This window comes from Paenibacillus sp. MER TA 81-3, from assembly GCF_023713585.1.
Classification (GTDB): domain Bacteria; phylum Bacillota; class Bacilli; order Paenibacillales; family Paenibacillaceae; genus Paenibacillus_B; species Paenibacillus_B profundus.
On record NZ_JAMAWB010000014.1, the window covers coordinates 71,840 to 97,018 of the forward strand.

The 25,179-nt window shown below is 52.9% G+C and carries 23 protein-coding genes; 14 read left to right on the top strand and 9 right to left on the bottom strand.

The features are described 5' to 3' along the window. Positions 1-204 precede the first annotated feature (204 nt). From M3650_RS19990 to M3650_RS20025, 8 genes are all read left to right on the top strand, one after another. Positions 205-891, top strand: a complete 687-nt coding sequence (locus M3650_RS19990) for an HD-GYP domain-containing protein (RefSeq protein ID WP_251577155.1) — start codon at positions 205-207, stop codon at positions 889-891. Further along, positions 866-1,222: a response regulator gene (locus tag M3650_RS19995; protein ID WP_233697091.1), complete on the top strand. Its 357-nt coding sequence runs from the start codon at positions 866-868 to the stop codon at positions 1,220-1,222. The genes M3650_RS19990 and M3650_RS19995 overlap by 26 nt, the downstream gene beginning before the upstream one ends. 175 nt (positions 1,223-1,397) lie before the next feature. Next, the gene (locus M3650_RS20000) at positions 1,398-2,171 is read left to right on the top strand and encodes a pirin family protein (RefSeq protein ID WP_251577157.1); all 774 of its coding nucleotides are present in this window, start codon (positions 1,398-1,400) and stop codon (positions 2,169-2,171) included. A gap of 29 nt (positions 2,172-2,200) precedes the next feature. Next, on the top strand, positions 2,201-2,815 hold the full coding sequence (gene wrbA / locus M3650_RS20005; RefSeq protein WP_019421237.1) for an NAD(P)H:quinone oxidoreductase: 615 nt from the start codon (positions 2,201-2,203) through the stop codon (positions 2,813-2,815). A 469-nt stretch (positions 2,816-3,284) separates the two neighbouring features. Next, the gene (locus tag M3650_RS20010) at positions 3,285-3,860 is read left to right on the top strand and encodes a putative ABC transporter permease (RefSeq protein WP_251577160.1); all 576 of its coding nucleotides are present in this window, start codon (positions 3,285-3,287) and stop codon (positions 3,858-3,860) included. A 471-nt stretch (positions 3,861-4,331) separates the two neighbouring features. Further along, positions 4,332-7,409 carry a beta-galactosidase subunit alpha gene (gene ebgA / locus M3650_RS20015; protein WP_251577162.1) on the top strand — a complete coding sequence of 1,026 codons (3,078 nt, stop codon included), beginning with the start codon at positions 4,332-4,334 and terminating at the stop codon, positions 7,407-7,409. Between the two features lie 160 nt (positions 7,410-7,569). Beyond that, complete coding sequence (locus M3650_RS20020) at positions 7,570-8,613, top strand: LacI family DNA-binding transcriptional regulator (protein WP_251577164.1); 1,044 nt, start codon at positions 7,570-7,572, stop codon at positions 8,611-8,613. Between the two features lie 119 nt (positions 8,614-8,732). Then, positions 8,733-9,323 (top strand): hypothetical protein, encoded by a 591-nt coding sequence (locus M3650_RS20025; RefSeq protein WP_019421233.1) that lies wholly within the window; start codon positions 8,733-8,735, stop codon positions 9,321-9,323. Between the two features lie 186 nt (positions 9,324-9,509). Here M3650_RS20025 and M3650_RS20030 read toward each other — a convergent pair whose 3' ends face one another. Further along, positions 9,510-9,716 carry a hypothetical protein gene (locus M3650_RS20030; RefSeq protein WP_251577167.1) on the bottom strand — a complete coding sequence of 69 codons (207 nt, stop codon included), beginning with the start codon at positions 9,714-9,716 and terminating at the stop codon, positions 9,510-9,512. A gap of 228 nt (positions 9,717-9,944) precedes the next feature. Between M3650_RS20030 and M3650_RS20035 the strand changes: the two genes are divergently transcribed. Both M3650_RS20035 and M3650_RS20040 read left to right on the top strand, forming a co-directional pair. After that, complete coding sequence (locus M3650_RS20035; RefSeq protein ID WP_251577169.1) at positions 9,945-10,442, top strand: HugZ family pyridoxamine 5'-phosphate oxidase; 498 nt, start codon at positions 9,945-9,947, stop codon at positions 10,440-10,442. Positions 10,443-10,531: 89 nt separating this feature from the next. Further along, positions 10,532-10,828, top strand: a complete 297-nt coding sequence (locus tag M3650_RS20040) for a hypothetical protein (protein ID WP_251577171.1) — start codon at positions 10,532-10,534, stop codon at positions 10,826-10,828. Between the two features lie 108 nt (positions 10,829-10,936). Here M3650_RS20040 and M3650_RS20045 read toward each other — a convergent pair whose 3' ends face one another. The 8 genes from M3650_RS20045 to M3650_RS20080 all read right to left on the bottom strand — a co-directional run bounded on the left by M3650_RS20045 (position 10,937) and on the right by M3650_RS20080 (position 19,238). Then, positions 10,937-11,818 carry an SDR family oxidoreductase gene (locus M3650_RS20045; protein ID WP_251577173.1) on the bottom strand — a complete coding sequence of 294 codons (882 nt, stop codon included), beginning with the start codon at positions 11,816-11,818 and terminating at the stop codon, positions 10,937-10,939. A 31-nt stretch (positions 11,819-11,849) separates the two neighbouring features. Further along, the gene (locus tag M3650_RS20050; protein ID WP_251577175.1) at positions 11,850-13,007 is read right to left on the bottom strand and encodes a GNAT family N-acetyltransferase; all 1,158 of its coding nucleotides are present in this window, start codon (positions 13,005-13,007) and stop codon (positions 11,850-11,852) included. Continuing rightward, complete coding sequence (locus M3650_RS20055; protein WP_251577177.1) at positions 13,004-14,323, bottom strand: F390 synthetase-related protein; 1,320 nt, start codon at positions 14,321-14,323, stop codon at positions 13,004-13,006. The genes M3650_RS20050 and M3650_RS20055 overlap by 4 nt, the downstream gene beginning before the upstream one ends. Beyond that, positions 14,316-15,206: an MBL fold metallo-hydrolase gene (locus tag M3650_RS20060; protein ID WP_251577179.1), complete on the bottom strand. Its 891-nt coding sequence runs from the start codon at positions 15,204-15,206 to the stop codon at positions 14,316-14,318. Before M3650_RS20060 ends, M3650_RS20055 begins: the two co-directional genes overlap by 8 nt. Continuing rightward, entirely contained in the window at positions 15,196-16,212 is a 1,017-nt protein-coding gene (locus tag M3650_RS20065; protein ID WP_483311769.1) for an NAD-dependent epimerase/dehydratase family protein, read from the bottom strand. The genes M3650_RS20060 and M3650_RS20065 overlap by 11 nt, the downstream gene beginning before the upstream one ends. Continuing rightward, positions 16,212-17,489, bottom strand: coding sequence for an ATP-grasp domain-containing protein (locus M3650_RS20070; protein WP_251577183.1), 1,278 nt, complete (start codon positions 17,487-17,489; stop codon positions 16,212-16,214). Before M3650_RS20070 ends, M3650_RS20065 begins: the two co-directional genes overlap by 1 nt. Continuing rightward, a complete protein-coding gene (locus tag M3650_RS20075; protein ID WP_251577304.1) occupies positions 17,479-18,474 on the bottom strand; it encodes a beta-ketoacyl-ACP synthase III in 996 nt (331 codons plus the stop codon). The genes M3650_RS20070 and M3650_RS20075 overlap by 11 nt, the downstream gene beginning before the upstream one ends. Positions 18,475-18,764: 290 nt before the next feature. Further along, complete coding sequence (locus M3650_RS20080; protein WP_251577185.1) at positions 18,765-19,238, bottom strand: hypothetical protein; 474 nt, start codon at positions 19,236-19,238, stop codon at positions 18,765-18,767. A 151-nt stretch (positions 19,239-19,389) separates the two neighbouring features. Here M3650_RS20080 and M3650_RS20085 point away from each other — a divergent pair, with 151 nt between their 5' ends. From M3650_RS20085 to M3650_RS20100, 4 genes are all read left to right on the top strand, one after another. Further along, positions 19,390-19,623 (top strand): YwbE family protein, encoded by a 234-nt coding sequence (locus tag M3650_RS20085; RefSeq protein ID WP_019421221.1) that lies wholly within the window; start codon positions 19,390-19,392, stop codon positions 19,621-19,623. Between the two features lie 9 nt (positions 19,624-19,632). Beyond that, positions 19,633-21,285 carry a DEAD/DEAH box helicase gene (locus M3650_RS20090; protein ID WP_483311766.1) on the top strand — a complete coding sequence of 551 codons (1,653 nt, stop codon included), beginning with the start codon at positions 19,633-19,635 and terminating at the stop codon, positions 21,283-21,285. A gap of 633 nt (positions 21,286-21,918) precedes the next feature. Continuing rightward, positions 21,919-23,727, top strand: coding sequence for a sensor domain-containing diguanylate cyclase (locus M3650_RS20095; RefSeq protein ID WP_251577187.1), 1,809 nt, complete (start codon positions 21,919-21,921; stop codon positions 23,725-23,727). A 255-nt stretch (positions 23,728-23,982) separates the two neighbouring features. Beyond that, complete coding sequence (locus tag M3650_RS20100) at positions 23,983-25,005, top strand: serine/threonine protein kinase (protein ID WP_251577189.1); 1,023 nt, start codon at positions 23,983-23,985, stop codon at positions 25,003-25,005. Positions 25,006-25,179: the final 174 nt, after the last annotated feature.

Sequence of the window (25,179 nt, forward strand, 5' to 3'; positions counted from 1 at the left end):
CAAGTGGAACTATTGTCGATTACACACATCGGCAGTGGTTCTTTTTTGCTGTGGACAGGTTGAGGACAGACAGCCGGGCTTGCGGACTGGAAAACGCATGAACCTCGTCTGTGGACAGCGCTTAGACAAAACGGTCAGATCGCTATGCATCGGAACGGTCTTTTGTTACGGTGGAAGCAAATGGCTTAGGAAGGGAGACACTGCATGATAATGGAACTGTCGAGAAGCTTCTATACGAACATGAAGCGGAATCATCGCCAGCAGATCAAGTGGCAGCAGGCCCAGGCTTTATTTGAAGCGTTGAAATGCCGGGATGCCGATACGGCAATGCATTCCCTCGTTACGGGATATGTGTCGGTTCAACTATTGATTCACTTACGGTTCCAATGCGCATTTCTGCAGCATATGCGCATTGATGATGTGTATCTCGGCGGGCTTCTTCATGATATCGGTAAGCTGTCCATGGGGGATGATATATTAAAATCGGACAAGAAGCTGGACCAATCCCAGCGAGATGAGCTGGAAGGGCACGTGGCGGAGGGAGTGGGCATACTGAGAAAGCTCGGTATGGAGAAGGACATTGTGGACCTCTGCCTATATCATCACGAACGCGCAGATGGAAGCGGATATCCAGCCGGCCGGATGGAAGTGCCAGCGATTGGGCGGCTGGCTGCCGTCGCAGACGTGTATGCGGCAATGAAAGTGCCCAGGGCGTATCAGGATATGGAAAGGTCTGACGCAGATATAATAGGTTATTTCTATTCCAATTATGAGCAGTACGATTTGACCATCATCGATGCATTGGCTGAAGTCGTGAAGCAACTGGCACAGAACGGGGATAAATCGGGGAACATTGGAGAGGTGCATGATGAAAAAGGTGCTCGTCGTTGACGATTCGCTGTTTATGCGGCATGTATTAAAGAATATATTAGAGCGCAATGGTTATGATGTAATAGGCGAGGCGGCCGATGGCAACGAAGCGGTCTTGCAGTACGAGCGTCTCAAGCCCGAGATTGTAATGATGGACATTACGATGCCGGGCATGGACGGACTAGCTGCGCTGCGTCAGATCCGCATGAATGATGAACAGGCTAACGTCGTCATGGTGTCAGCGATGGGACAGAGTTATTTTATAAGGGAGTCCTTCTGCGCCGGAGCGAAGGGCTTCATCATCAAGCCATTTCAAGAAGAGCACCTCGTGGAAACGATAAGCAACTTGTAAGTTTTATCGACTTTCGATTTGACATAGATGGAATGGCGAACTATAATTATCTCGAGTTCAAGATAAGTGTCGAACTCGTTCTTTTTGACATATATCTCGAATTCGTAATTATCGACTTCGTGATAATTCATACTTCATAGACAATGGGTAACAATGATGAAAGGTGGTGTCCAAGATGGAACTTCGCGTTCTGACTCCAGCCGAGCAAGGCTCTGGGGAGTTCGATGGAGGCACGATTATCGAGCAGAAGCCCATTGGATTTTCCGGAGAAGGATCGGCCATACATCGACTGGGTCCGCTATTTTACTGGGCATGGGCGCATGCGGAAGTGGAAGGCTTTATTGGCTCGCATCCCCACCAGGCGTTTGAAATTCTCACTTATGTCATTCACGGGCAAGCCTATCACGGAGATTCGCTCGGAACGGAAAGCATAGTTGGTCCTGGCGGCGCCCAACTCATTCAGGCGGGTTCTGGTGTATATCATCAGGAACGACTTGTAGGCCCAGACGCTGAGCTATTCCAGATCTGGTTTGAACCGAATATTCGGGACGCGCTGCGCAGAGATCCGCAGTACGCCGCATATGAGGATCATAAGCTTCCCAAGCAAGAGCAAGAGGGAGTGACGGTGAAGACCGTCATCGGCGGGTCATCTCCCATTCATATCGTGGCTGATGCCGGGATGTGGGACGTATCGTTGGCGCCGGGCGCTTCATACGTGCACTCTCTACGCCCTAACCGAACACTGGCAGTTCTAGCCGTGAGAGGCAGCGGGAAGTGCTCCGCCGATGATGCTGGCGCACAATCATTCGAGGAGAAGGATTTCCTCGTTCTTCGTTCGGAAGAAGACGGTCAGGTCCATTTTGCCGCCCAAGGCGCCAACGGATTGCAGATAGTCCTCATTGAAGTTCCGACAGAAGTAGACTATCCGTTATATCCGAAGAAACCATAAATCAAAACGTTTAAAGGAGCGTGTCTTACATGTCCAATGTCAAATTAGCGATTATTTATTACAGTTCTACTGGAACGAACTATCAATTGGCACAAATGGCAGCAGAAGGTGCGAAGGCAGCGGGAGCAGAAGTGAAAATAGTGAAGGTGCAGGAGTTGGCTCCAGAATCTGTGATCGCTGGCAACCCGGCTTGGAAAGCCCATGTGGATGCCACACAGGACGTGCCAGTCGTGACGCATGATGACTTGACGTGGGCTGATGCGATCATATTCAGCATTCCGACCCGATTCGGCAATATGCCGGCTCAGATGAAGCAATTCCTCGATACGACAGGCGGCTTATGGTTCCAAGGGAAACTCGCTAATAAGGTTGTAAGTGCAATGACCTCCGCTCAGAATCCACATGGCGGCCAAGAGCAGACCATTCTGTCTCTCTATACTACGATGCACCATTGGGGAGCAATTGTAGCTACACCTGGGTATACGGATCCTAGCATCTTTGCCGCAGGCGGCAATCCATACGGAACCAGTGTTACGGTGGACCAGGATGGCAATATGGTAGAGAATGTGCGCGAAGCGGTCATGCACCAAGCGAAGCGTACTGTAACGGTTGCCGAGTGGGTGAAGAAAGGCTTGCAGGGCTAATATTATGTTCCATTGGAAAATATACAGTAGAATGTATCGATTGAGCGGCTAAACGACATGTGGACCGTATTTTATACAGTGGATCTGGCTGGGTTCAGCGAATTCTGCGGAATGAATGGCAAAGTACTGTATGAATTCCAATGGAATCTACCGTAATGAGATCCAAGAGCTGTTTTCATTGTACTAAATCCAATGGGTGAGACAAGAAACAAAGCTGGAACGCCAAACCTTCGGGGAACCTAATAATAAAACTGATCCAAATCAATTTTTAGAAGCAAGCATTGATACATCAAGGTCAGGGGATAATCCCCGGCCTTTTTTGCCGATTGGGGGCCTAAATGAAAAAAACGTGGTCTAAGCTGGTAACGACGTTTGCGAAACACCTTCATAGATAGGCAAGAGGAATAATGTAAGGATGGCGAACCATAATAAGGGAGATTCACATCTCACGTAAAGGTTGGTCATCCTTATGAATCTGTTCACTCCATCTATTCCATTTCAGCCGGCTCTCTCTGGAGTGGAGGATGCGCTCGCGCTCCTCTTTTACTTTATGCTCTACTCCTTTGGCGGATGGGTATTGGAACAAGTATACAGTTGGTTCACGACGGGAACCTTTTGGAAAGAAGGCTTCCTATGGGGACCATTCAAACCGATGTACGGTATTGCACCGGTCCTCTTGTTGCTCTACGCGGAGCGGGGAGCGCATTGGATCACCATGATCCTCTTATGCTTCATCATCCCCTCGGCCGTCGAATATATAAGCGGATTGATGCTGCAGAAAGTATTTTACCGTCAATGGTGGGACTACTCGGAGTATCCGCTTCAGCTGCACGGACATATATGTTTGCAGTTCTCACTTTATTGGCTCCTCCTGTCCTTTGCCGTCGTACACTGGGTTCAGCCTTGGGTAGCGGCGCTATATGGTCAATTGTCGGTCGTATGGAACATGCTGTGTCCTATGTTTATGCTCTATTTCTTGACCGATGTGGCATGGACCTTCTGGAGCCGCCGGAGACGGGGCAAATGGATGATGTCTAATCGGTAAAAGGTGATACATATCGGTCTGAAAAGTGTCTTTTTTGAACAGGCACTTTAACTCATTGGGATGAAACTGTACGGGGATGGCTCGGATTCAAAGGCGATCGCCTGGTCTCTCCAGCGGCCCCCCTCCACCCCTATTTGTTTCGTTGTCAACCTTAATGGGGCTTCACAATAGCCTAAACCAGCCTAAAAACAGGCTGGTTTATTTTATTCTATTTTTTACTAAAACGCACATGTGAGATATAAATGCGTCACCTTATTGGTAAAAGTTTTACTAAAAGATATTGATAACAAGTAAAACTAATGGTAAAGTTTCATTGTAAACGATTGCAATTAAGAGGCTGATCAAATATTTACACTTCTCTTCAACGTGCTCGGTTTCATTATATTTATGGGCTTTACGGTTATTCGCTGGCGACGTTATGAACGTAAACATATTTATCCACAACAGGGAAACAAAAGGAGGCTAACTAACATGAACAACGTAAAAACATGGGAAAATATTTCGATTCCTCATGTCAACCGGATGAAACCAAGGGCATTCTTTTATTCATATCCAGATAGACAGAAGGCGTTATATAATCAACCGGCCTATACCCATCATTTCAAAAGTCTAAATGGCACTTGGAAATTCAAATTCCTTGAAGCGCCCGAGTATTCGCCTGTAGATTTTGAACAGCCTTCGTTCGATTGCATGGGTTGGGATAAGATTACTGTTCCGAGCAATTGGCAGCTTGAGGGCTACGGAAACATGCACTATTCCGACTTGTGGTATAACTTCCCGATCCGTCCTCCATATGTACCGACGGACAACCCTACCGGTATTTATAAACGGAACTTTACCATCGGCGAGGACTGGCTCCGTCATCAGCAGGTGATCGTGCGGTTCCATGGCGTAGACTCGGCCTTTCACGTGTGGGTGAATGGCAAGGAGGCCGGCTATAGCAAGGGCGCTCGCCTGCAGGCGGAATTTGATATTAGCGGCTATGTTCATCACGGAGACAATGAAATTACCGTCCGCGTATACCAATGGTCGGACGGCACGTATCTGGAAGACCAGGATATGTGGTGGCTGAGTGGGATTTTCCGCGATGTCGATTTGTACACGCAGCCGTTGGCGGGCTTGGAAGACTATAGCGTCGTCACGGATTTGAACTCTGATTACACAGCAGCGGAGCTGCAGATCAACGCCGCAATCCGCGGGGCCAAGCCTGGCCTTACGCTGGCTTACGAGCTTCTGGATGCTTCCCGCCGACTTGTGCTATCAGGTGAGACAGAAGCGGGGGCAAGTGGAACTATTCGGGAGCATGTCCAAGCGCCGGAGCTGTGGAGCGCTGAACAGCCCTATTTGTATACCCTGCTATTAACGATTAAGGAAGGGGATACGGTTGTAGAAGTCGTGCCGCAGAAGGTCGGATTTCGCAAAATCGAGACAAAAGGGGATACGTTTACCGTTAACGGCGTCGCGATTAAGCTGAAAGGGGTCAACCGGCACGATTATCATCCGGTAACTGGCCGCGTGGTAGCGAAGGAAGATATCGTAAAAGATATTGTGCTTATGAAGCAGCATAACATTAACGCGATACGTACGGCGCATTACCCGAACTCTCCGTATCTTTATGAGTTGTGCGACGAGTACGGCATGTATGTCATTGACGAGACTGACCTCGAGTGCCACGGGTTCGAATTAACGGGCAATTACAACTGGCTCTCCGACGATCCGGCTTGGGAACTGTCCTATGTCGATCGAATCGAAAGGATGATCCACCGTGACAAGAACCATCCTTGCATTGTGATGTGGTCGTTAGGCAACGAATCCGGCTTCGGGCATAACTTCAAGGCGATGGCACAGCGTACGAAGGAACTGGATCCGACCCGCTTAGTGCATTATGAAGGGGACTATGAGACGGAAGTGACGGATGTATATTCGACGATGTACTCGTGGCTGGAGCACCCGACGAGGAAGACGATGCAGAACATTATCGAGACGTCCACGAAACCGCACATTTTGTGTGAATATGCCCATGCAATGGGGAACGGTCCAGGGAACTTGAAGGATTATCAGGATCTGATCTATGCCCATGACAAGCTGCAGGGCGGCTTCATATGGGAATGGTTCGACCACGGCATCCGGAGCGTCGATGAACACGGTCGCACGTATTACCGCTACGGCGGTGATTTCGGGGACGATCCGACGAACGGGAATTTCTGCATCGATGGACTCATCATGCCAGATCGCACGCCATCGCCGGGGCTGTTGGAGTATAAGAAGATCATCGAACCCGTGCATACCCATGCGGTCGATCTGCGCCAAGGCGTGATTACGGTCGAGAGCAAATATGACTTTGCCCCATTGGATCATCTGACACTCATCTATTCCATCGCGAAGGACGATGAAATTCTGCAGACCGGGCAAGCGGACCTGTCAAGGATTGAAGCCCGTTCCAGCCGTGACATTCAGCTTGACTATTCGCTCGACTTTGAACCGGAGCTTGGCACGGATTACTATTTGAATATATCGTACATTTTGAACCGTGAATATCGCTGGGCGCCGAAGGGACATGAGCTGGCGACGGCCCAATTCATGCTGCCGATTCAGACCGAACCATTCGTGATTGAACCGAGCGGTACCTTGCAGGTTGAAGAGCAGCACTGCGAGCTCATCGTGCGCGGGGACGACTTTGAAATTCGCTTTGATACAGTCAAAGGCCGGATGACATCATGGAAGCGCAACGGCACAGTCATCGTGGAGCAAGGGCCGCAGCTTCAATTTTGGCGGGCAACGATCGATAACGATATGGAAATTGTACAAGATTATAAAAAGAAAACCTTTATGCATCTGATGCATGAAACGGTGGAGGATGTGTCCTACGAGCATGCCGGGGACTATGTGTGGTTTACTGCAGCGACCATCAACGGCACGACGAACTCTGCGTGGCACTATCGTTCCCGTTATCATTACCGGATCTATCCGAACGGCGACATACTGTTCGAAGTGAGCGGCGAGCCTGAGGGCATGATTCAAAATGCGCCTGATATGATACCGCGCATCGGAGTGTCCATGCACCTGAATCAAGCATGCGAATTCGGAAAATGGTACGGCCGCGGGCCGGGAGAATCGTACGTCGATTCGAAGCAAGCGAATCTATTCGGCGTATATGAGCGGACAGTCGATGAGATGTTCACTGACTATGTGTATCCGCAGGAGAACGGAAATCATACCGACTGCCGTTGGGTACGGCTTGCGGACCGTTATGGAGCGGGACTGATGGCTGTCGGTTATCCGCAGCTGGACTTCAGCGCAGCGTACTACGAAGTTGAGGACTTGGATGCTGCCAAGCATACGATCGACTTGCAGAAGAGAGATTATATCGTGTTGAATCTCGATTATAAGCAGAATGGGCTCGGATCTAACTCTTGCGGCCAGAACCAACTGGATAAATACCGTTGCAAGTTCGAGCCGTTCCAGCTCAGCTTGAAGCTATCCGTGTATTCCAACAAGGAAGTATCCGATATTATGAAGGCTAAAGAAACGCTAAAAACGGTGGAATAAGCCCCATTCCCGCTATCCGACAGGGTGGCGGGTTTTCGTTGTTATGGGTCTATTTACTAAATCATATTTATTTTTACTAAAAAACAAAGTACAATCAAGGGGGTAGCTGTGCATGACAATGCGTGATAATGAAAGTATTGGTATATGGAGTTGATATATAGTGGCAACATTGAAAGATATTGCGGAACGGGCCAATGTGTCTATTTCTACCGTCTCCCGGGTTCTGAATTTCGATCAGACGTTATCGGTGTCGGATGAGACTAAGCGGCGCATCTTTGAAATAACGGAAGAACTGGAATACCGCAAATTCAAACGGGTCAAGAGCAGCGACGGCGCCGACAGCCGGAACTCGTCTTCATCGAAGACGGTTGTGAAAAAGAAGCAAATTGGCATTGTAATGACCTATACGAAGAGCGAAGAATTGAATGATCCCTATTATTTAGCGATGAGACTTGCGATAGAAGGGGCTGCACAGGAGTATGACGTTCAGCTGTGGGAGGGATTCAAGGACGATCCGGAACTGTCTGCCCCATCGATGTCCGGCTTGATCGTCATCGGTCCCATCAACGAGGAACAGATCCGTCAACTATGGGGCTTAACGCCCAATATCGTGTTCATCGATGCCGTTCCGTGGGATCACCGGTGCGATATTGTCATGGTGGATCTGTACGATGCGGTCAATCGGACGCTGACGTATTTACACGATCTCGGACATCGACGGATCGCTTATGTTGGCGGAAGAGACGAAGTGGACGGGCAGGTGCTGGCGGATCGGCGGGAAGAGGCCTACGAACGGTGGATGAAGGATGCGAACCTATTCGATGCCGCACTGGTGCAGATCGGTTCCTTCTCGGCAGAAGACGGGTACCGGCTCATGAACAGCCTTCTGGCTTCTGGCACGACATGCACCGCGGTGTTAGCCGCCAACGATTCGATGGCAATCGGCGCAATCCGCGCGATTCAAGAGCAGGGTCTGCGCGTGCCGGACGATATTAGCGTTATTGGATTTAATGATATAACCGTAGCCCAATTTATGATGCCGTCCTTGACTACCGTGAAGCTGCATAGCGAGTTTATGGGGGAGACGGCGCTGGATCTGCTGCTCGAACGCATCGAGAAGAACCGCACGATCGGCAAAAAGGTGCTAATTCCGACGGAGCTAATTATACGCGAAAGTTGCAGCGCCGTTATGGATGCGGAATAAGGCTTACTTCTCTAACCCCGACGTTAGTCTAGGTTATATTCCCGACGCAGGATTGTGTTGAAAAGCTCATTCAACCTATACAATGAAGAAACAAAGAAATATATAGGTTGGTGAGTATAGTGAGCGACAGGAATATTTATATTCTTCTTACAGATACAGGGACGTTGCTGTCCAAAATGATAAAAATGTATACAAAAGCTCCGCTTAATCATGTGTCGGTTGCGTTCGATGCAGATTTGAAAGAGATATACAGCTTCGGGCGCAGACATTCGGTCAATCCGTTTGTTGGCGGATTTGTGAAGGAGCAGGTTCATGGCAGCCTCATTCGCGCTGACAGGCGGCCTACATTGTGCGCTCTATATCGCTGCAGCGTAACGAGCGACAGATATGAGCAGATCCGCAGGCGCGTACAGCAAATGGAAGAGAGCCAGGAGCAATATAAATACAATTTGCTGGGCCTGTTCGGAATTCCATTTAACCTACATATTGAGCGGGAGAACGCATATTTCTGCTCCCAATTTGTCGCGGCGCTGTTTCAGGAGAGCGGAATGAAGCTGGTCAACAAATCCGCGGCGCTCGTTACGCCAGATGATTTCAGAAAGTCGGAGTCGCTCCAGTTGGTATTTAAAGGCGACTTGCGAAATAAAATAAATCATCAAGTTGGATCCGCACGCTCTCCGTTCCAGCACAGATGGTATCGTAGTGCGTAATCCCAATATTGCTGACGCCTAAGCCAATAATAAGATACAGAAGGGCCTCGCCTATATCGCTGCTCCATCTTTCTTTGCTGAAGTGGATGATGCTGTTATAAGGAAGGCCTTCTTTGTTCAATCACGAGGATAGCATAGTACGACCCAGGTGACCGCACTGGGGAGAATCTCCTGGAACGGCCACCGCTACTCCGCATCACGCACTGCTTGATCACTGCCCATAAGAGCACATATCCCTGTAAATACGAATCCGATACATGCAAACAGTGTCGTTCTCAGCAGCACGACATCCATATTCGTCCCCAAGGCGCGGCTGTATGCTGCGGCAGACCCCGCGTCCGCACGGCGCCGATCCCTGACTTCATCATTTTTCACCTTTTGAATGCAACTCATCTCATCTACGAATTTGTCGTTTCTTGTTTTAGAGTCAAGGAAAATATACCATGTGGCAGGCAGGAAGCTCTCACGCTGCAGGATGATCCCGCATCTGGATGCAGAAGCAAATTTGCGCGTTCATTGCAGCTTGAATTGCGGGGATAAACGTGGTAGCTTTATAAATGATAATTAATTGATAATGATTATCATAATCACCTATGAAAGTGATAAATGGGGGGAGCTTGTATGGAGTTTACGATAGATCTCGCAAAGTATAAGCAGCATTATCTTGAGTTCATAGATAACCGGAAGACGCTCATTATCAGCTCGACGGATGAGCGCGGGGAGCCATTTGTAAGCTACGCCCCTTTCGTCAAGAAGGACGGAAAACTATACATATACATTAGCCGAATCGCCGATCATTACCGCCTTATCGAGCACAGCACTTGCCTTCACGTCATGCTGCTGGCGGATGAATCGGAATCGCCGAACTTGTTCGGCTTGGAGCGCGTCCGCTTGAGATGCGTGCCGAGGTATATCGGCAACGAGGGATCTGATTCCATCTTTGAACTGTTCGAGGAACGTCACAGCGCAAAGCTGATGAATGTCCTGCGCGGTCTCGACTTTTCCCTATTCGAGCTGACGCCGGGACAAGGTCGCTATGTCGTCGGATTCGGCAAGGCGTTTGACGTGGACCTGGACGGCAATCTGTTCACGCAGGCGGTAGCTGATAAGAAGAAGTAGCGGCGGTTTGGCGCAATATGCTCAGCTAAGCATGATGGGACGCGGTCACGTACAGCGCGCCGAGCGTTATGAATCTACTGCCGGACGGATTGGCGGCACAAGCGAGAAGCGGTGATTTCGATGGCCCAATCATCAACTACGTGAATTCGAAGGACGCTATTGGAGCGGGCCCCTTCGAGGAGTATGAGCGTCATGTCGGAGCCACCTATTATTTGGGGGAGGACTTCGAGACGGCCAATGGCAAATATGATGGCATGCGCGGCTGCATTGCTCGCTTCATCGACTCCATTTCCAGCGATAATTATCGCTCGATGAAGCACTACAAGTTCAACGCAGACGGCTCGTATCGATTGCGGAGGAGACGACCGGAGAATTGCATCGCATGAAGGAATGGTATGTGGATCATGAATGCGCTGAACAAGCAGGGTTACTATCAGGAGTAAAAGCAAAAGGGAGGCTGTGTCCCGATATCCACGCGGTGACAGCCTCCTTGTTTAGCGCCTTAACGCCCATAGTACGAGCCGCTCATACCATTTCCAAGGAAACAAGCGGATAAGGCGCAATGGAGCGGCGCCCCGACCCATGAAATAGCGCAGCTTCGGTCTTGGGGTACGCGCAATCTTGATGATATGACGCGCAACCTCCTGCGGAGGCGGAGCCGTCTCGGCGCTGCGCTTCGAGAACTGAAGCACCGCTTGGAGCGGCTTGCTGTATGGTGAACCGTCGCGTGCTTGGATGGAAGAGAACCCTTTTCCCCATATGTCGGTCTTGTAAGCACCCGGTTCGATAAGCACGGCATACACGCCAAAAGGCAGCATCTCGAGCCGCAGCGCTTCTGTGAAGCCTTCGACGGCGAATTTGGAGGCGGCATAAGGGGCATACCCCGGAAAAGCGTACCGGCCGCAAATGCTGCTTACATTGACAATGGTTCCGCTGCCTTGTTCCCGCATCATGGGCAGCACCGCGCGCGTTACGGCGACCGTGCCGAAGAAATTGGTCTCCAGCTGGGCGCGCCAAGCGTCCATGTCCACTTCCTCAATGTACCCGCCTGCCGCATAGCCCGCATTGTTCACCAGCAGATCGACCTTGCCGTAGTGCTGCCGGATATGGGCGAAGGCGGCTTCAACGCTCTTCGCATCGGTAACATCAAGGGGCAGCACATGGATGCGTTCGGAGACGCCGCCTGCCAGCGCTTCTGCCAGCAGCTTCTCTTGCTTGGCCGTGTTGCGCATCGTTGCCACGACATCATATCCGGCGTGCGCCAGCGCGACACTCGTGTAGAGGCCGAAGCCGCTGGATGTACCGGTGACGACAGCGATTGGCCGCGAAGGGGAAGCTGCGGGCCGGTTCGATTCTGTATTTGGCGATGTCAACATGATTCCTCCTTCCTCTTCACTCTTTTTGTGCTCATAATTTGTTGCGTTCCATCAGTGGAACTCCGATACGATTGGCGACAAAGGAGACGAATGACCAGCAGCTTCGGCGGTACGTTGGCAGATGCCGGTTCATGACGGCGGAATATTCCCAGTGCCCAACAGCCCCCCGGTTGCGCTTGAATTGCGCCGCGCCTGAACTCTCGTTCCACTGCATGCCGAGTTGCTGCGCCTCGCGGAACAGGACGGCGGATAGCATGCGGTAAAGACCGGTCTCGAGCGGAAGGGCGGTATCGTAGCCGAAGATAGGCGTCGTCAGAATGCCGCCGCGGCAATAATAACCTAGGATGCCGTCAATTCGGCCCGCAGCTGTGCGCAGGGCAACGAAGCGCAGCGTTTTGTCCGCCAATGCGTGGGCGAAGAAGCGTTCATTGAACTGCGGGTTGTACGGCGAATATTTATCGATATAAAGCAAGTTATAGAGCTGAACCAAGCGTGGAATATCAGCTGGGTTCAGTTCGTCATGCTGAACCGTCTCATATCCGTGCTTCGCAAGCAGTCCTTCATCCCGCTTGATTAACCACCTTGCCTTGGCATTTTGGGTGCGGGAATGGCGTGTATCCAGGTGATAGATTTGGCGGCTTGGCACAAGCGAGCATCCGGCTTCCTCCATGCTTTGGCATAGCTCGGGATAATAGCAGCGGTTCAACGAACGGAACACGATCGCGTAATCCGGGAACCGAGCTTGCAGCATGGCGATAATAGCTATTACATGCTCTGCCGTCATGTGAGGATACAGGTTCGTGGACAGCAGCCAGTTGTTCACATGCACGACGCGATTGCACCGTGCGAGCTTCATGCCTTGCCCGATGCCGTGTAGCAGCCACGCAAGCGGCCGTTCCAGCAGCGGCTGCTTCAGCATGCCGAGCTCTTGCTTCGCATACGAGACATAATGCGTATATGGCGAGCACACGTATGCGTTGTCGTACTCTTGCTCATTGACGGTAATTGGAAGCACATATTGGCCTTCGATGACGAGCGCCATCATACGGGTCTGAATATTGTCTACATAGTGTTCTGGCCCCTGCTGTATCCACGGTTCTATCCACGCCTGAGCTGCTTTTCCCTCTTCATCTTTCGGCCACGGCAGCTCGCCAATATTGGTCGCGTCATATAGAACTACGGTGCTCATGGTCTGAACTTCCTCTCGATCCGGCGCAGCTTGTGCCCCGCAGGCGGCTGCTTCCAATCGGTAAATGTGATGTCAGGCGCTGCACAATGAACGATTTCACACAATTTGCTCAATTCTTGCGCAATGTGCCGTTCGCATTCCGCCCGGTGTTCCGCAGGCACTTGTAGCGCTACCGTAATGTGCTGCGGCGCATGCTGAACCGCGGCATAGTGCTCAATCTTGGAAGAGGCGGACATGATCGCACGGCGAATAAAGTCGGGAAAGACCATCGTGAGCGTCCCGTCCAGCAGGGAAGGCATGTAGAACATATCGTCGTGCCGCCCTTCGATGCACTCTAGTGCGGTAAATGGTGAGCCGCACGGGCAAGGCTCATTTCGCTCCGTTAAGACATCGTCCAGCCGATAGCGGATCATCGGCTGGGTCAGACGCCGGAAGTCGGTAATGACGGGTGTGAACTTGCGTGAATGCTTGTTCAGCCATTCCTTCTCTATGCAGACGAGGTCTTCATTCAAGTGGAGCGTCCCGTGCTCGCACGTGATGCCGAGAAATCCTTCCGTGCATTGATAGATTTGGTGTACAGGCTGCTTGAACGCTGCGCTTATAATTGCTTCATCCAACGGATCCAGCACCTCCGCTGCGGCAAAGAGCTTGCGCGGATGTATCGCGAGCTGGCCCTGTGCCAGCGCGTCCGCGAGCATGCGGAGCATGGACGGGGGCGCGACGAGCAGCGTAGGAGCGTATGCGTTCAGCCGCTTGACGTGCTCCCCGAACGGGGCGAGCAGGTCGAAAAAGGCGAACTGCAGCCGCCGCTTGCTCACGCTGCCGTACAAGTTGCTGTCGGCTCGCAGGAATAGCGCAATGCGCTCCCGTGCCAGTACGGATCCAGGCAAGGCCTTGGCGAGCATCGCACCGGCCCATGCCATGCGCTCTTGCGCGCTAACGAGGAAGAGGCCGCGATTGCCTGATGTGCCAGAGGACATGCCCACGGTAATGCCGTTCCATTCGGGCGTGAAATTGCGGCTTTCCTCTGCGGCCAGCGCCACGGTGAACGCTTCCTCCTTCCGAATGCCGACGGTATTGAGCGTATCGAAATGCTCCATCATCGTCGACTTATTCATAATCGGCATGTCGCGCCAGTGTTCAAGGGGAAGTTCACCCAAGCGCTCGCGGAAGAAGGGAGAATGCGGCACAATTCGCCGCAGCTGCTTCACCACATTGCGATGCTGCCATCGCTCCAGCGCTTCCCGGCTGCTCCAACGCCGCCCGTACTTCGTGCGGATGTATTCCCAGGCGGCGATCATCGCTCCTTTATCCACGTCGGGCATCCCCCTTAATTTCAGATCCTAATACATATCGCTGCTCGGCTTCCCGGCAGTGCGTCGGAATAATGCGCAGCTCCGGCCGTTGACGGTGCAGAACGTGCAGCCGGTGAAGGTTGTCCTTATATTGTCGCCAATCCGCTTTTATCCACTTGACGATCGGCTTCGGGAGCCGGTGCGATGCATAGGCAGCTGTCGACCACGCCGCGTCGGCGCAGAGGAAATATTCCTGCCCCGTGGCTCGCAGAAGCAGGCCAAGCTGACCCGGGGCATGCCCCGATACGTCGATGCCGATGACACTGCCGTCTCCGAACAGATCATATCCTTCCGTGAAGGGTGCATATCCCTCGTTCAAGCTTATTTTGCTGCATGTCTCTTCGATCGGACGGGATCGTTCTCCGAACCGGTCCGGCAATAGCTCAGGCAGAAAGCCTGCCTTCGTGGCTCTGAAAGGGGACATGTCCTGAAGGGGGCGATAGGCTGTGCGCAAATAATAGAACTCGGCATTCGGGAAGTCGCGCACACCGCCAATATGATCCGCATGAAAGTGCGACAAAATGATCTTCTGCACGCGTTCGGGTGGTACGCCGAGCGCACGCAGCTGATGGGCCGCAGTTTCTTCCTCGCAGATATAGACCGGCGTCGTCCACCGATACAGCTTCGCAGGAAAGGCCGACGTCGCCTGGAAGAAGCGCGCGGAATATCCTGTATCGAATAGGACGGTGCCGAGCCGCGGGTGTTCGATATAAGCGAACATGGCGGGAAAGCGAACGGAACCGAAGCTGCCGCCTTGGATCGTAAGCCATTCCCGATGTGTGCAGTAGCCGGCAGTCATCAAGTTCAATTGGACTTCCGTTCTAACTTCTAGGTTATCTCCCATGAAGCGCTGCACCTCCTTCCTGTGTCCATGCTTCGGCAAATTGCCTCATGCCTTCCTCAATGCTGATCCTTGGTTTATATCCCAGCTTCTCGCGAGCTGCCGTAATGTCGAGCGTCTGGCTGCGGCCGATAAGCCCGACCGTGTAGCGGGTCAGCCTCGGCTCCTTGCCTCCGGCAAGCCAACGGGCGTGAAGCTCCAGCAGGCCGGCCGCCGCCGAAGCAATCGGGTAGGCGAGCGGGATGGGGCGGAACGGCGCATCAAGCAGGGCGAACAGCTTCGCCAACATATCGCTCAGCAGCATCGGTTCGCCGTTCGTAATATTGTACTTCCCGCCGAGTGCGGCCGGAGAGGCTGTGGCGCTGAGCAGCAACGCGTCGACGACGTTATCGACGTAGGTGACGTCGAGCAGCGACCGGCCGCCGCGAATGAGCGGCATATAGCCGACCCGGTTCGCCTCGATCAGGCGCGGGAGGATGGCGCGGTCGCCCGGTCCGAAGATGGCACGCGGCCGCAGCGTGATGGCGTGCAGCTCCGCTTCTTCCACGGCCTGATCCACTTCGCGCTCGGCGAGCAGCTTCGTAGCGGCGTAGGCATTCGCCTGCTTCGGAGGTAGTGGCTCCGCCTCCGAAATATTCAGGCGGTCGCGCCAATTCCAGTAGATGCTCGGCGTCGACACATGCACGAGCCGGGCTCCGCCGCTTACGCAGCCTTGCACGACATGGCGCGTGCCGATGACATTGCTTGCATAGAAGTCCGCGTATGCGCCCCATGGGGCAGAAAGCGCCGCACAGTGGAACACGGTATCGTGACCGCGGCATGCCTCCTTGACCCGAGCAGCATCGCACAGGTCGAGCGGAATGAACTGGACACCCATGAGCTCTAGTTCATGGCCTGCGCGAGCATTGCGGCCAATGGCGCTGACCGCATATCCCTCTTCGAGTAACCTGAAGGCCAGACGCTGCCCGAGAAACCCGGTTCCTCCCGTCACTAACGCTCGTCGGCTCATCATTCACCATTCCATTCTATATCTGATGTTGTTGCTTCCATTAGCGAGATGGAGCGTCTGCGGCTCTCCCGCCAGAAGCCTTGCAGCATGACGACTTGCGCAACAAGCGGCTTCGGGTCCTTCCAGCGGAAGATGACGTCGCGCCCCTTCCACAGCTGCGTCAGCCAATAGATGCGCCGCGGATGCTTCCAGCCGTATGCCAGCATAGCGGCCGTCAACATGGCAGGACGGGCGGACGTTGGCTCGATGGGGCGGGATTCACCGCGATTCGCACCAAGATTCGCACCGTGATTCGCACCGTCATCTGTGCAATCACTCGTCCCGTTATCCGTACCGTGACCTGCACTATCATTCATTCCGAAGAATGCCTTGTCCAGCCGATCGGAAGCCGTAAAGCAATGGATGCCGCTTGTCGCGCGGGGATTGCATTCGATCGGGTAGATGTCCCGTTCCGGCGTGACGATAAAGTCAAACGCAATCTGCCCCGTATAACGAAGCGGGGCGACAAACCGGCGCACCCATGCCAGCAAATCCGTCTGCGGCTCATGCTTGAAGGCGATGCTGGCGCCCACGCCCGCCGTGAATTCGGAAGCGTAGCAAGCATGCGCACGTACAGCTCCGTCGCGTACGATGCTGTACGTGCAGTACAGCGCGCCGCGAATATATTGCTGCCCAACCCAAGGGTGGGCCGGGGATATATGCATGCCGGCCGGCAGGTCATGGTCAGCGCTTACGAATAACACGCGACTCGCGAAGCGCGAGTAAGCTGGCTTGAGCACGGCGGTGTCCGCCCCAAGCTTCCGCACATAGTCGCTTGCCTCTTCTCTTGATGCCAGCAGCCGCGTCGCCGGTGTCTTCAAGCCAACTTGCCGGACCAGCTCAATGAACTCTCCTTTATGGTGCAGCTGTCTGAGCATCTCCCATGGCGGCGCGAACAGCTCGCACCGGTCAGGCCATGTCCGTTGCCTCTGCGCCAGATAGAACACTTCCTCGCAGGTCGGAATTATGCAATCCACCTGCTCGTCTATCACGATGCGCTCTACTGCGGCATGGAACGGCTCTGGTTCGCGGCGGGGCGGCGGGTAGCGGTAATGGCGCGAGACATAGCGGGAGGCGGATCCGAGCGTCATGCGTAAGCTGTCCGCCATGATGATGCGGTGCCCGGCATCGCCCAATAGCCGCGCCAGCGCCAAGGAGACGGGGGCGCGGCTGCCGGTAATAAGGACGGTGCGGGCACTGTCCCGCGGAACGCCACTAGACACGCTGCTAGTAGTCAAGCACCAGCCCTCCCAGCGACAGTCCAGCAGAGGTGCCAAGCAGCAAAATGCGATCGCCGCGCTGCATCCGCCCTTGGCGAATCGCCTCATGCAATCCCATCGGAATGGAGGCGGCAATCGTATTGCCATGATCCGCCGTAATGTTCATGAGCTGTTCCGTCGCAATGCCCAGCTTGCGGCTAATTAGGCGCATCGCCATGGCGCTGCCTTGATGCGGGATAATGAGCTGAAATTGCGACATCGCCGTATTCCCCCGTCCGAGCAGCCGTTCAAGGAAGTCGGGCAATAGCTTGGAGGCCATTTTATAAATTGCATGTCCGTCCATATGGAACATATAGTCGTGCATCCGAGTATCGTCATAGTGCTTGGCGTGCAGTCCGGTCCCGCCGCCGCGTATCTCGGAATACGAGGCCCCAGCGCTATAGGTTTCCATTAAGGAGGCGATGATTCGCGATTGCTCGTGCTCTTCCGATATGCCGACGATGACCGCAGCGGCGCCGTCGCCGAATAGCACCGCACTTTCTTTATGCTCCCAGTTCAAGCCGACCGAGGCGACCTCCGTCGATATAATGAGAATACGCTGGTAGCGTCCCACGGCGATCAGATACGACATGACGTCGAACGCCGCCAAGAAGCTGAGACAGGTCGAATTAATGTCAAAGGACGGCACCCCGGACTTCCCTTGCCCCATTGCTTGTTGAATCAATGCGGCTGTACATGGAATCGGCTGCTGCATCGTTCCGCTCGCGCATACGATGCAGTCGATGTCAGCGAACGTGAGCCCCGCGTCCTGTAGAGCGGCTTGCGCAGCGAGTGCTCCCATCTCGGCAGCCGTTTCATCTTCAACGAAATATCGCACGCGCACTTCTGACTTTTTCAAGGACCAACCGGCGGGAACGCCGAGCTTCAGATCCATCTCCTCCGAGGTGATGCGCTGCTTCGGCAAATATGCCCCCGTGCCGATTATTTTCAAATTTCTCTCCATACCCATCGCTATCATTCCTCTTGTTGATTATCTATCATGACATGAAACTTACACTCATTACCCAAAAGCCTCCTCTATTGTAACGCGCATTGGCTTGGAAACTCTATCATTTTCACGCATACGTTCGTTCGGCTTTCTTTCAGTGTGAAAAAGACGGTACATCATCACAGAGCACCGGAAGTGGCTTTTTGAGCGGCTATCCTGTAACATGGGGAAAACGGTGGGAAGTGAGTGGTGAAGCACAAACAAAATAAAAAACGCTCTCCCTGATGGAAAGAGCGTATACACTGTTATTTGGATTGAATAAACCCTTCTTCATGCAAATATTCCACGGCTTCTTCGTAAGTTTCAAAGGCCATTTCCAAATTGGACATAGCATAGACGTTCCATAAATCATGCTCATGAATGAGCACCAGCGTCTCTTTGTCTTGATTGATCCAAATCTTCTCGCCCAAGCCTCTCAAGGCGGATCCTTCCGCATACGCTCCTGGTGCGAGCGAATCGATGGATGCCCGAATGAAGGCGCGAAGCTCTTCTTCCGTATAGTCCCGAATATTGACCATGCCCTTCGGGTCTGTGTCATATCCTTCCAGATTCCCGGCGTATACGAAGCCATTTCCGTTCGGATGCAGGTGATATACGACCGTTTTTTTATCCAATGCGCTTTCTTCATAATGGAAGTTCACTCGTCCAAGCGAGACGTCCTTGCGCTGCAGCTCGGAGAAGGACTCGATCACCGCTAATTTTTGTTCAAACGTCAGCATGTTTCCTCCTGAATATGGATCGGAATCCATTTTGCCTGTTCATTATACCATATGCATATTAACGTGTATAATATGGAGGATAACGCTGGAAACGGCGGCTAACATCGAAATTAAAATCAGTTTTTCGCTGGACAGGAGCTTTAGGTTACGTATGGTAAATAACGGACAGCATCGTCAACATATTCATGCCGGTCTGGAAGTGGACATTGTGTTAAAGCAGGACCAACGAACAGGGAAGACGACTCGCGGCAAGGTGAAGGATATATTAACGAACTCACCGTACCATCCGCACGGAATCAAGGTACGCCTGCAGGACGGTCAAGTCGGCAGGGTCAAGACCATTATTCACACAACGCAATCGGGCGGCAATTCGTCTGAGAGTTAAAGAAAAGGGGTGGCCTATCTGTCAGGCTTTATACAACTAGGGGTTCAGCAGGAACTTAATCAGACTTTGAAAAAGAACGGCATTGCCGTTCCGACGCCCGTTCAGCAACAGACAATTCCCGTCGCGCTGGCGGGCAAGGACGTCGTGGCGCAGGCGCAGACGGGTACAGGCAAGACGCTCGCATTTCTGCTTCCGATGCTGCAGCGAATCGATGTGAGCAAGCCCTATGTTCAAGGGCTTATTGTGGCGCCGACACGCGAGCTGGCTCTGCAGATTACGAAGGAAGTCCGCAAGCTCGTCGACAATCAGAACGGCGTAAAAGTGTTGGCCGTATACGGTGGACAGGATGTAGAGCGGCAAATGCAGAAGCTTCAGAGCGGGCGGCATCTCGTCATCGCTACGCCAGGCAGACTGCTCGATCATTTGCGCCGGGGCACGATACAATTGTCGCATGTGGACACACTTGTTCTTGATGAGGCTGACCAAATGCTCCATATGGGCTTTCTGGCCGAAGTGGAGGAGGTAATTCGAAATACGCCTTCCAGACGTCAGACGCTGTTGTTCTCGGCTACGATGCCGGGAACGGTGCGGCAGCTCGCAGAACGCTTCATGCGCAAGCCAGTCGACATTCGGATCCGCAGCGAACGTGTCACCTTAACAGGGATTAGACAGATCCTCATCGAGACGAGCGACCGGGCGAAGCAGGCGACATTGTGCCAAGTTATTGATGAACACCGTCCGTACCAGGCCATTATTTTCTGCCGGACGAAGCGCAGAGCGAGTACGTTGAACGAAGCGCTCCTTGCGCAGGGATACGATTCGGATGAGCTGCACGGCGATCTGTCGCAAGCGAAGCGAGAGCAGGTGATGCAGCGCTTCCGCGATGTGAAGATGCAGCTGCTCGTTGCCACAGACGTGGCCGCGCGCGGATTGGATGTCGAAGGTATAACACATGTGTTCAACTACGACATTCCGCAAGATGCGGAAAGCTACATTCACCGAATTGGACGGACGGGACGAGCTGGCAACAACGGGTATGCAATTACGTTCGCCGCGCCGAGGGACCGTGTGTATCTGGAGCTCATCGAGAGAGGCATCGGGCAGAAGCTGGAGAAACGCGGAGCAAGCGGTGGAACTGATTCGACTGAGTCAACTGATGGGTCTAGTCGGACTGGTGGGTCTGGCCGGACTCGTGCGACTGACAAGCGCCGCAGCAATGAAGCTGATCGCGGACGTCGCGGCGAACGTTCCCGAGCCCACGGCAGCAAGCCGGGATCATCGAAGCGGGAGCACGCTAGGAGCGAGAAGCCGCAGCGGGATCAGCGGAAGCAGGCACGGCCAGGACAATCTGGGTCTGAACGTCGCAGTGAGCGGCAAGGGCCAGGGCAATCGGGGCCGGAACGCCGCAGTGAGCGGCAAGGGCCAGGGCAATCTGGGTCTGAACGCCGCAGTGAGCGGCAAGGGCCAGGGCAATCGGGGCCGGAACGCCGTAGTGAGCGGCAATGGCAAGGACAAGCGGGGCCAGAACGCCGCAGTGAGCGGCAGGGGGCCAAGCCGACGTCTCGGAAGCGATCATCCGGCGCATTCGGCGCTACATCGCCGAATCGCAAAGGCAAAGCACCCGCAAGTGCAGGCAGAAGGAACAATAAGAGAACTCGCTAGTACGCTAATATCTGACGCTTATGGCTATCCAGGCCGTAAGCGTTTTTTGATCATTAAGAAAGGCAGTCCCCCGTCCTTTTCAAACGAGAATAGGTTGTCGGTCTTCCGTACAATGATCCTTAGCTTCATTCTCCCATACAGTCAGGAGGGGGAATCTCGAGGATAAGACACATGCCGATTCGTATATCATGCCATGAAGCGGTCGATCATGACAGCAGTGATCCAGAGTGGTCATTGGACGTGCCCCCTCCTGATGGCAGTTAACCAGATTCGTCATTAGGCGTGCCGCTTCCTGATGAAAGGGGAGAATGAAGCAAAGGGGCGTGTAAAGCGATTCACCGTCAGTCTGAACGTGCCACTGTACGCTGTCGTTCATCTTTGAACGGCCTTGATAGAGGTTTTCTCATCGGCGCTTCTGTTCCATTCTCTTTGAAAAATGAAGGCGTGTTTGAACCTTCTGAACTTCGGGTAGTAGTTAGAAGCATAACTTGTCCGCTGCACCCTACACATCGTGTAGGGTTGCTTTCATTCTTGACTGCGAAGCAGGTTACAGAATTATGTTACTATGATGAGGTATGCTTTGTTTCGTCGACAGGTGAGGCGAACGACTGGAAGAAAGGTTGAGAGACATCGATGATGCGCATGCGCGACCCGCTAACAAGTCTTATTAATACCCCAGCTGCCCCCAGGCAGAAGCTGATGGCCATCATTATCGGGTCCGTCATGTTCGTCATATCACTGATTGCCATTCCTTTTGCGTCGACCCCATTGATTCATATTAAGCCGTTTATGTCCATCGTTATCGCATGGGTTATGTTTGGTTATTTCATGACGTCGTATTTGCTCTATATTCAATTTCAGGTGACGCGATATAAACCGATTTTGATTTTATCCGCGACGTTTCTTTATTCCGGTCTCATTACGATACCGGAAATTCTGACCTTTCCTGGAGTGTTTGCGCAGGAGGGACTGCTTAATGCAGGGCCGCAGTCGCCCATCTGGTTCTGGATATGCTGGCACGCTGGGTTTCCATTAGGCGTTTTCATGTATGCGTTCAGTTTGAGAAGATGGAGCTTTGCCTCGACAGAGCGCAAAGGCAAGGCAGGTTCAGGCGCCATTTTTGGCGGTGTCATCGTCATCCTCGCAGGATTGACTTATTTGCTTACGAAGCATCATGAACTCTTGCCCGTCATTATACGGGGAGGGAAATATAACGAACTGATTACGATGGGGATAGGTCCTGTATTGTCGTTGATGAATCTGGCGGCGCTTGTATATTTGTATGTGATGACCAGGGGGCAAAGCCTGCTTCATCTGTGGCTTTTGCTCTCGGTCTTTATGTTATTTCTCGATCTTGCGGTTACGCAGTTCGCGGGGGCCCGTTACAGCTTGGGTTGGTATTTATCTTGCGTCAATTCGCTTATATCTTCGACGGTGGTGCTGTTTGTCTTCTTTCATCAGATGAATCGTCTGTATGTGCGGTTGATTATGTCGCAGAGCGCGCTCAAGCAATCTCAAGAACGAGTGGCCCTCATCCTGGACAGTATTACGGACGCCTTCTTCGCGGTGGACAGACAGTGGGGATATACCTACACGAATAAAGAAGCGGAGAAATACTACGGCTTTACGTTTGATGAAGTGAAGGGGCAGTCTATCTGGGAAATAAGCCCGCATCTAGCGAAGACGAAGCTGTCCGAGATGTGTCATCGAGTCATGGATCAGGGGGAGCCGGTGGAATTTACCGACTACGACAAGCTGCGCGGCCGCTGGCTTGAAATTCGGGTGTATCCGTCCCGTGACGGGATATCCGTCTATTTTCGCGATGTGACCGAGCGAATCGTCGCTGAGGAGCAAATGAAGGAAGCGAACAAGAAGCTGCAGATGGCGAATCGGCTCCTGACCGACTTTTCCTACACGGATGGACTTACCGGCGTATATAACCGCCGTTATTTCGATCAGATGATGCAGCAGGAATGGGAGCGGATGAAGCAGGAGAAGAGTCCGCTATCGCTCATTATGCTTGATATTGATTATTTTAAGAAGTATAACGATACGTACGGACATCTTGCTGGAGATGAATGTTTATGTCAGGTGGCACAAGCGATCCGAACGGTGGTCATCCATCCGCTGTACGTGATGGCCCGATATGGAGGAGAGGAATTCGGCGTCATTCTGCCGCAGACGGATGCTGCAAAAGCGATGGAAGTGGCGGAGGCGATCCGTGTGTATGTGGAGTCGTTGGCGTACCCTCATACCGCTTCCGAAGTGGGCTCGATTGTGACATGCAGCCTGGGCACCGCAACGAGGCTCCCGGAACATACGCTGCCCGATGACACCCCGAGTATGCTTATTGCTCAGGCGGATCAAGCATTGTATTTGGCTAAGCAGGCTGGACGCAACTGTGTTGTAGCAGATACCGGAATTGTTATTGCCCGTGAATAAATGCAAGAACAGAAAGGGCACGCTGAGTGAGGCGTCCTTTCATATTGTTCGGTCAGCTAGGGAAAGCGGGCAGTAGAGGACGGTCCTGTACATTAACTGTATATTTGCAGCTCGCGAATGATCGCTGTGGAATGTGAGAGGCTGAAAACTTTGCGTTCTTGGAGCAAATGCAATTGTCACGAACTTTGCGTGGATGATAAATTACATAGAAAATTATGGGCGCTATGCTACAATAGGATATAATTACGCGCCTTAGTGGACAGAAGGCAGGGAAATCTGCCGCAGCCAAAAGGCTACGAGTATCGGGAGGAGCCTGTGAAACCGGAACATGCGGACATATGTCTGAACAGAAATGTAGTGCTTCATCATACATACAAAGTCAAAAAAACGGTCTCCCGCAGTGAACTGGCGATGATATACACCGGACGCCATGTGGAGAGCGGGCAAGCCGTCATTATTAAGGAGTCGTATCCGAAGCAGCTGGCGCTTCGCGATCTGGACAAGCGGACCGTACTGTGCCGAATACCATCTGCCAAAAGGCAGTATGACGAGCTGCGTGAAGCGTTCCTGATGGAAACGAAGGTGCTCCAACAATTGAGCCACCCGAACATCGTCCGCTATCTCGATCACTTCGAGGAGAACGGCACGCATTATATCGTCACGGAATATTGCAAGGGAGTGTCACTCGACCGTTACATCGAGGAAGGACAACTCACTTCTATGGCGGACTTCCTGCACAGAACGATGCTGCCACTCATCGATGCTCTTGAATACGTTCATGCCCAAGGCATCATCCATCGCGACATCAAGCCGGCGAACGTCATCATCGGGGAGGACGGACAGCCAATGCTGCTGGATTTCGGATCGGCGGTATATTATGAGCGTACCGGACACCGAATCTTTACGAGCGCGGGATATTCTCCGCTTGAATTTTATTCGGAAAAGTCGCGTCAGGGCGTCGTTTCCGACGTGTACAGCTTTGCGGCGACGTTATACTTCTGCCTATGCGGCCGGGCGCCGAACGATGTGACACGGCGGCTGTTCGACGATAGCATCGATCCCGTCAGAAGCTGGAACCGGAGCGTCAGCCCGTTGATGTCGCATGTCATTCGAAGAGGGCTTGCCGTCAATCCGGACAAGAGACACTCTTCCATGAAGAGATTAAAAGCCGCATTGCATACAGAGCGACTGCTGCGGACTGTTATTGAACGTCTGCCTGGCAAGCGCCAGCAGCCAGACGACACCCGGCAGAAGCTGCCCGGACGCAAGCGGGCTTAACCCCGGAATCCGTGCATTGGAAGGGCCTGGTCCCGGAAGCTGCACACTAGAAGGCCTAACGACTGAATACGTACTGGAGCTCATATGCAAAAAGGCGCCAAGCCGCGAAACAGTGCGGCATTTGGCGCCTTTTTACGGAATCCCGTGCCAGTCAGCCGTGCTTGCGCAGCAGAG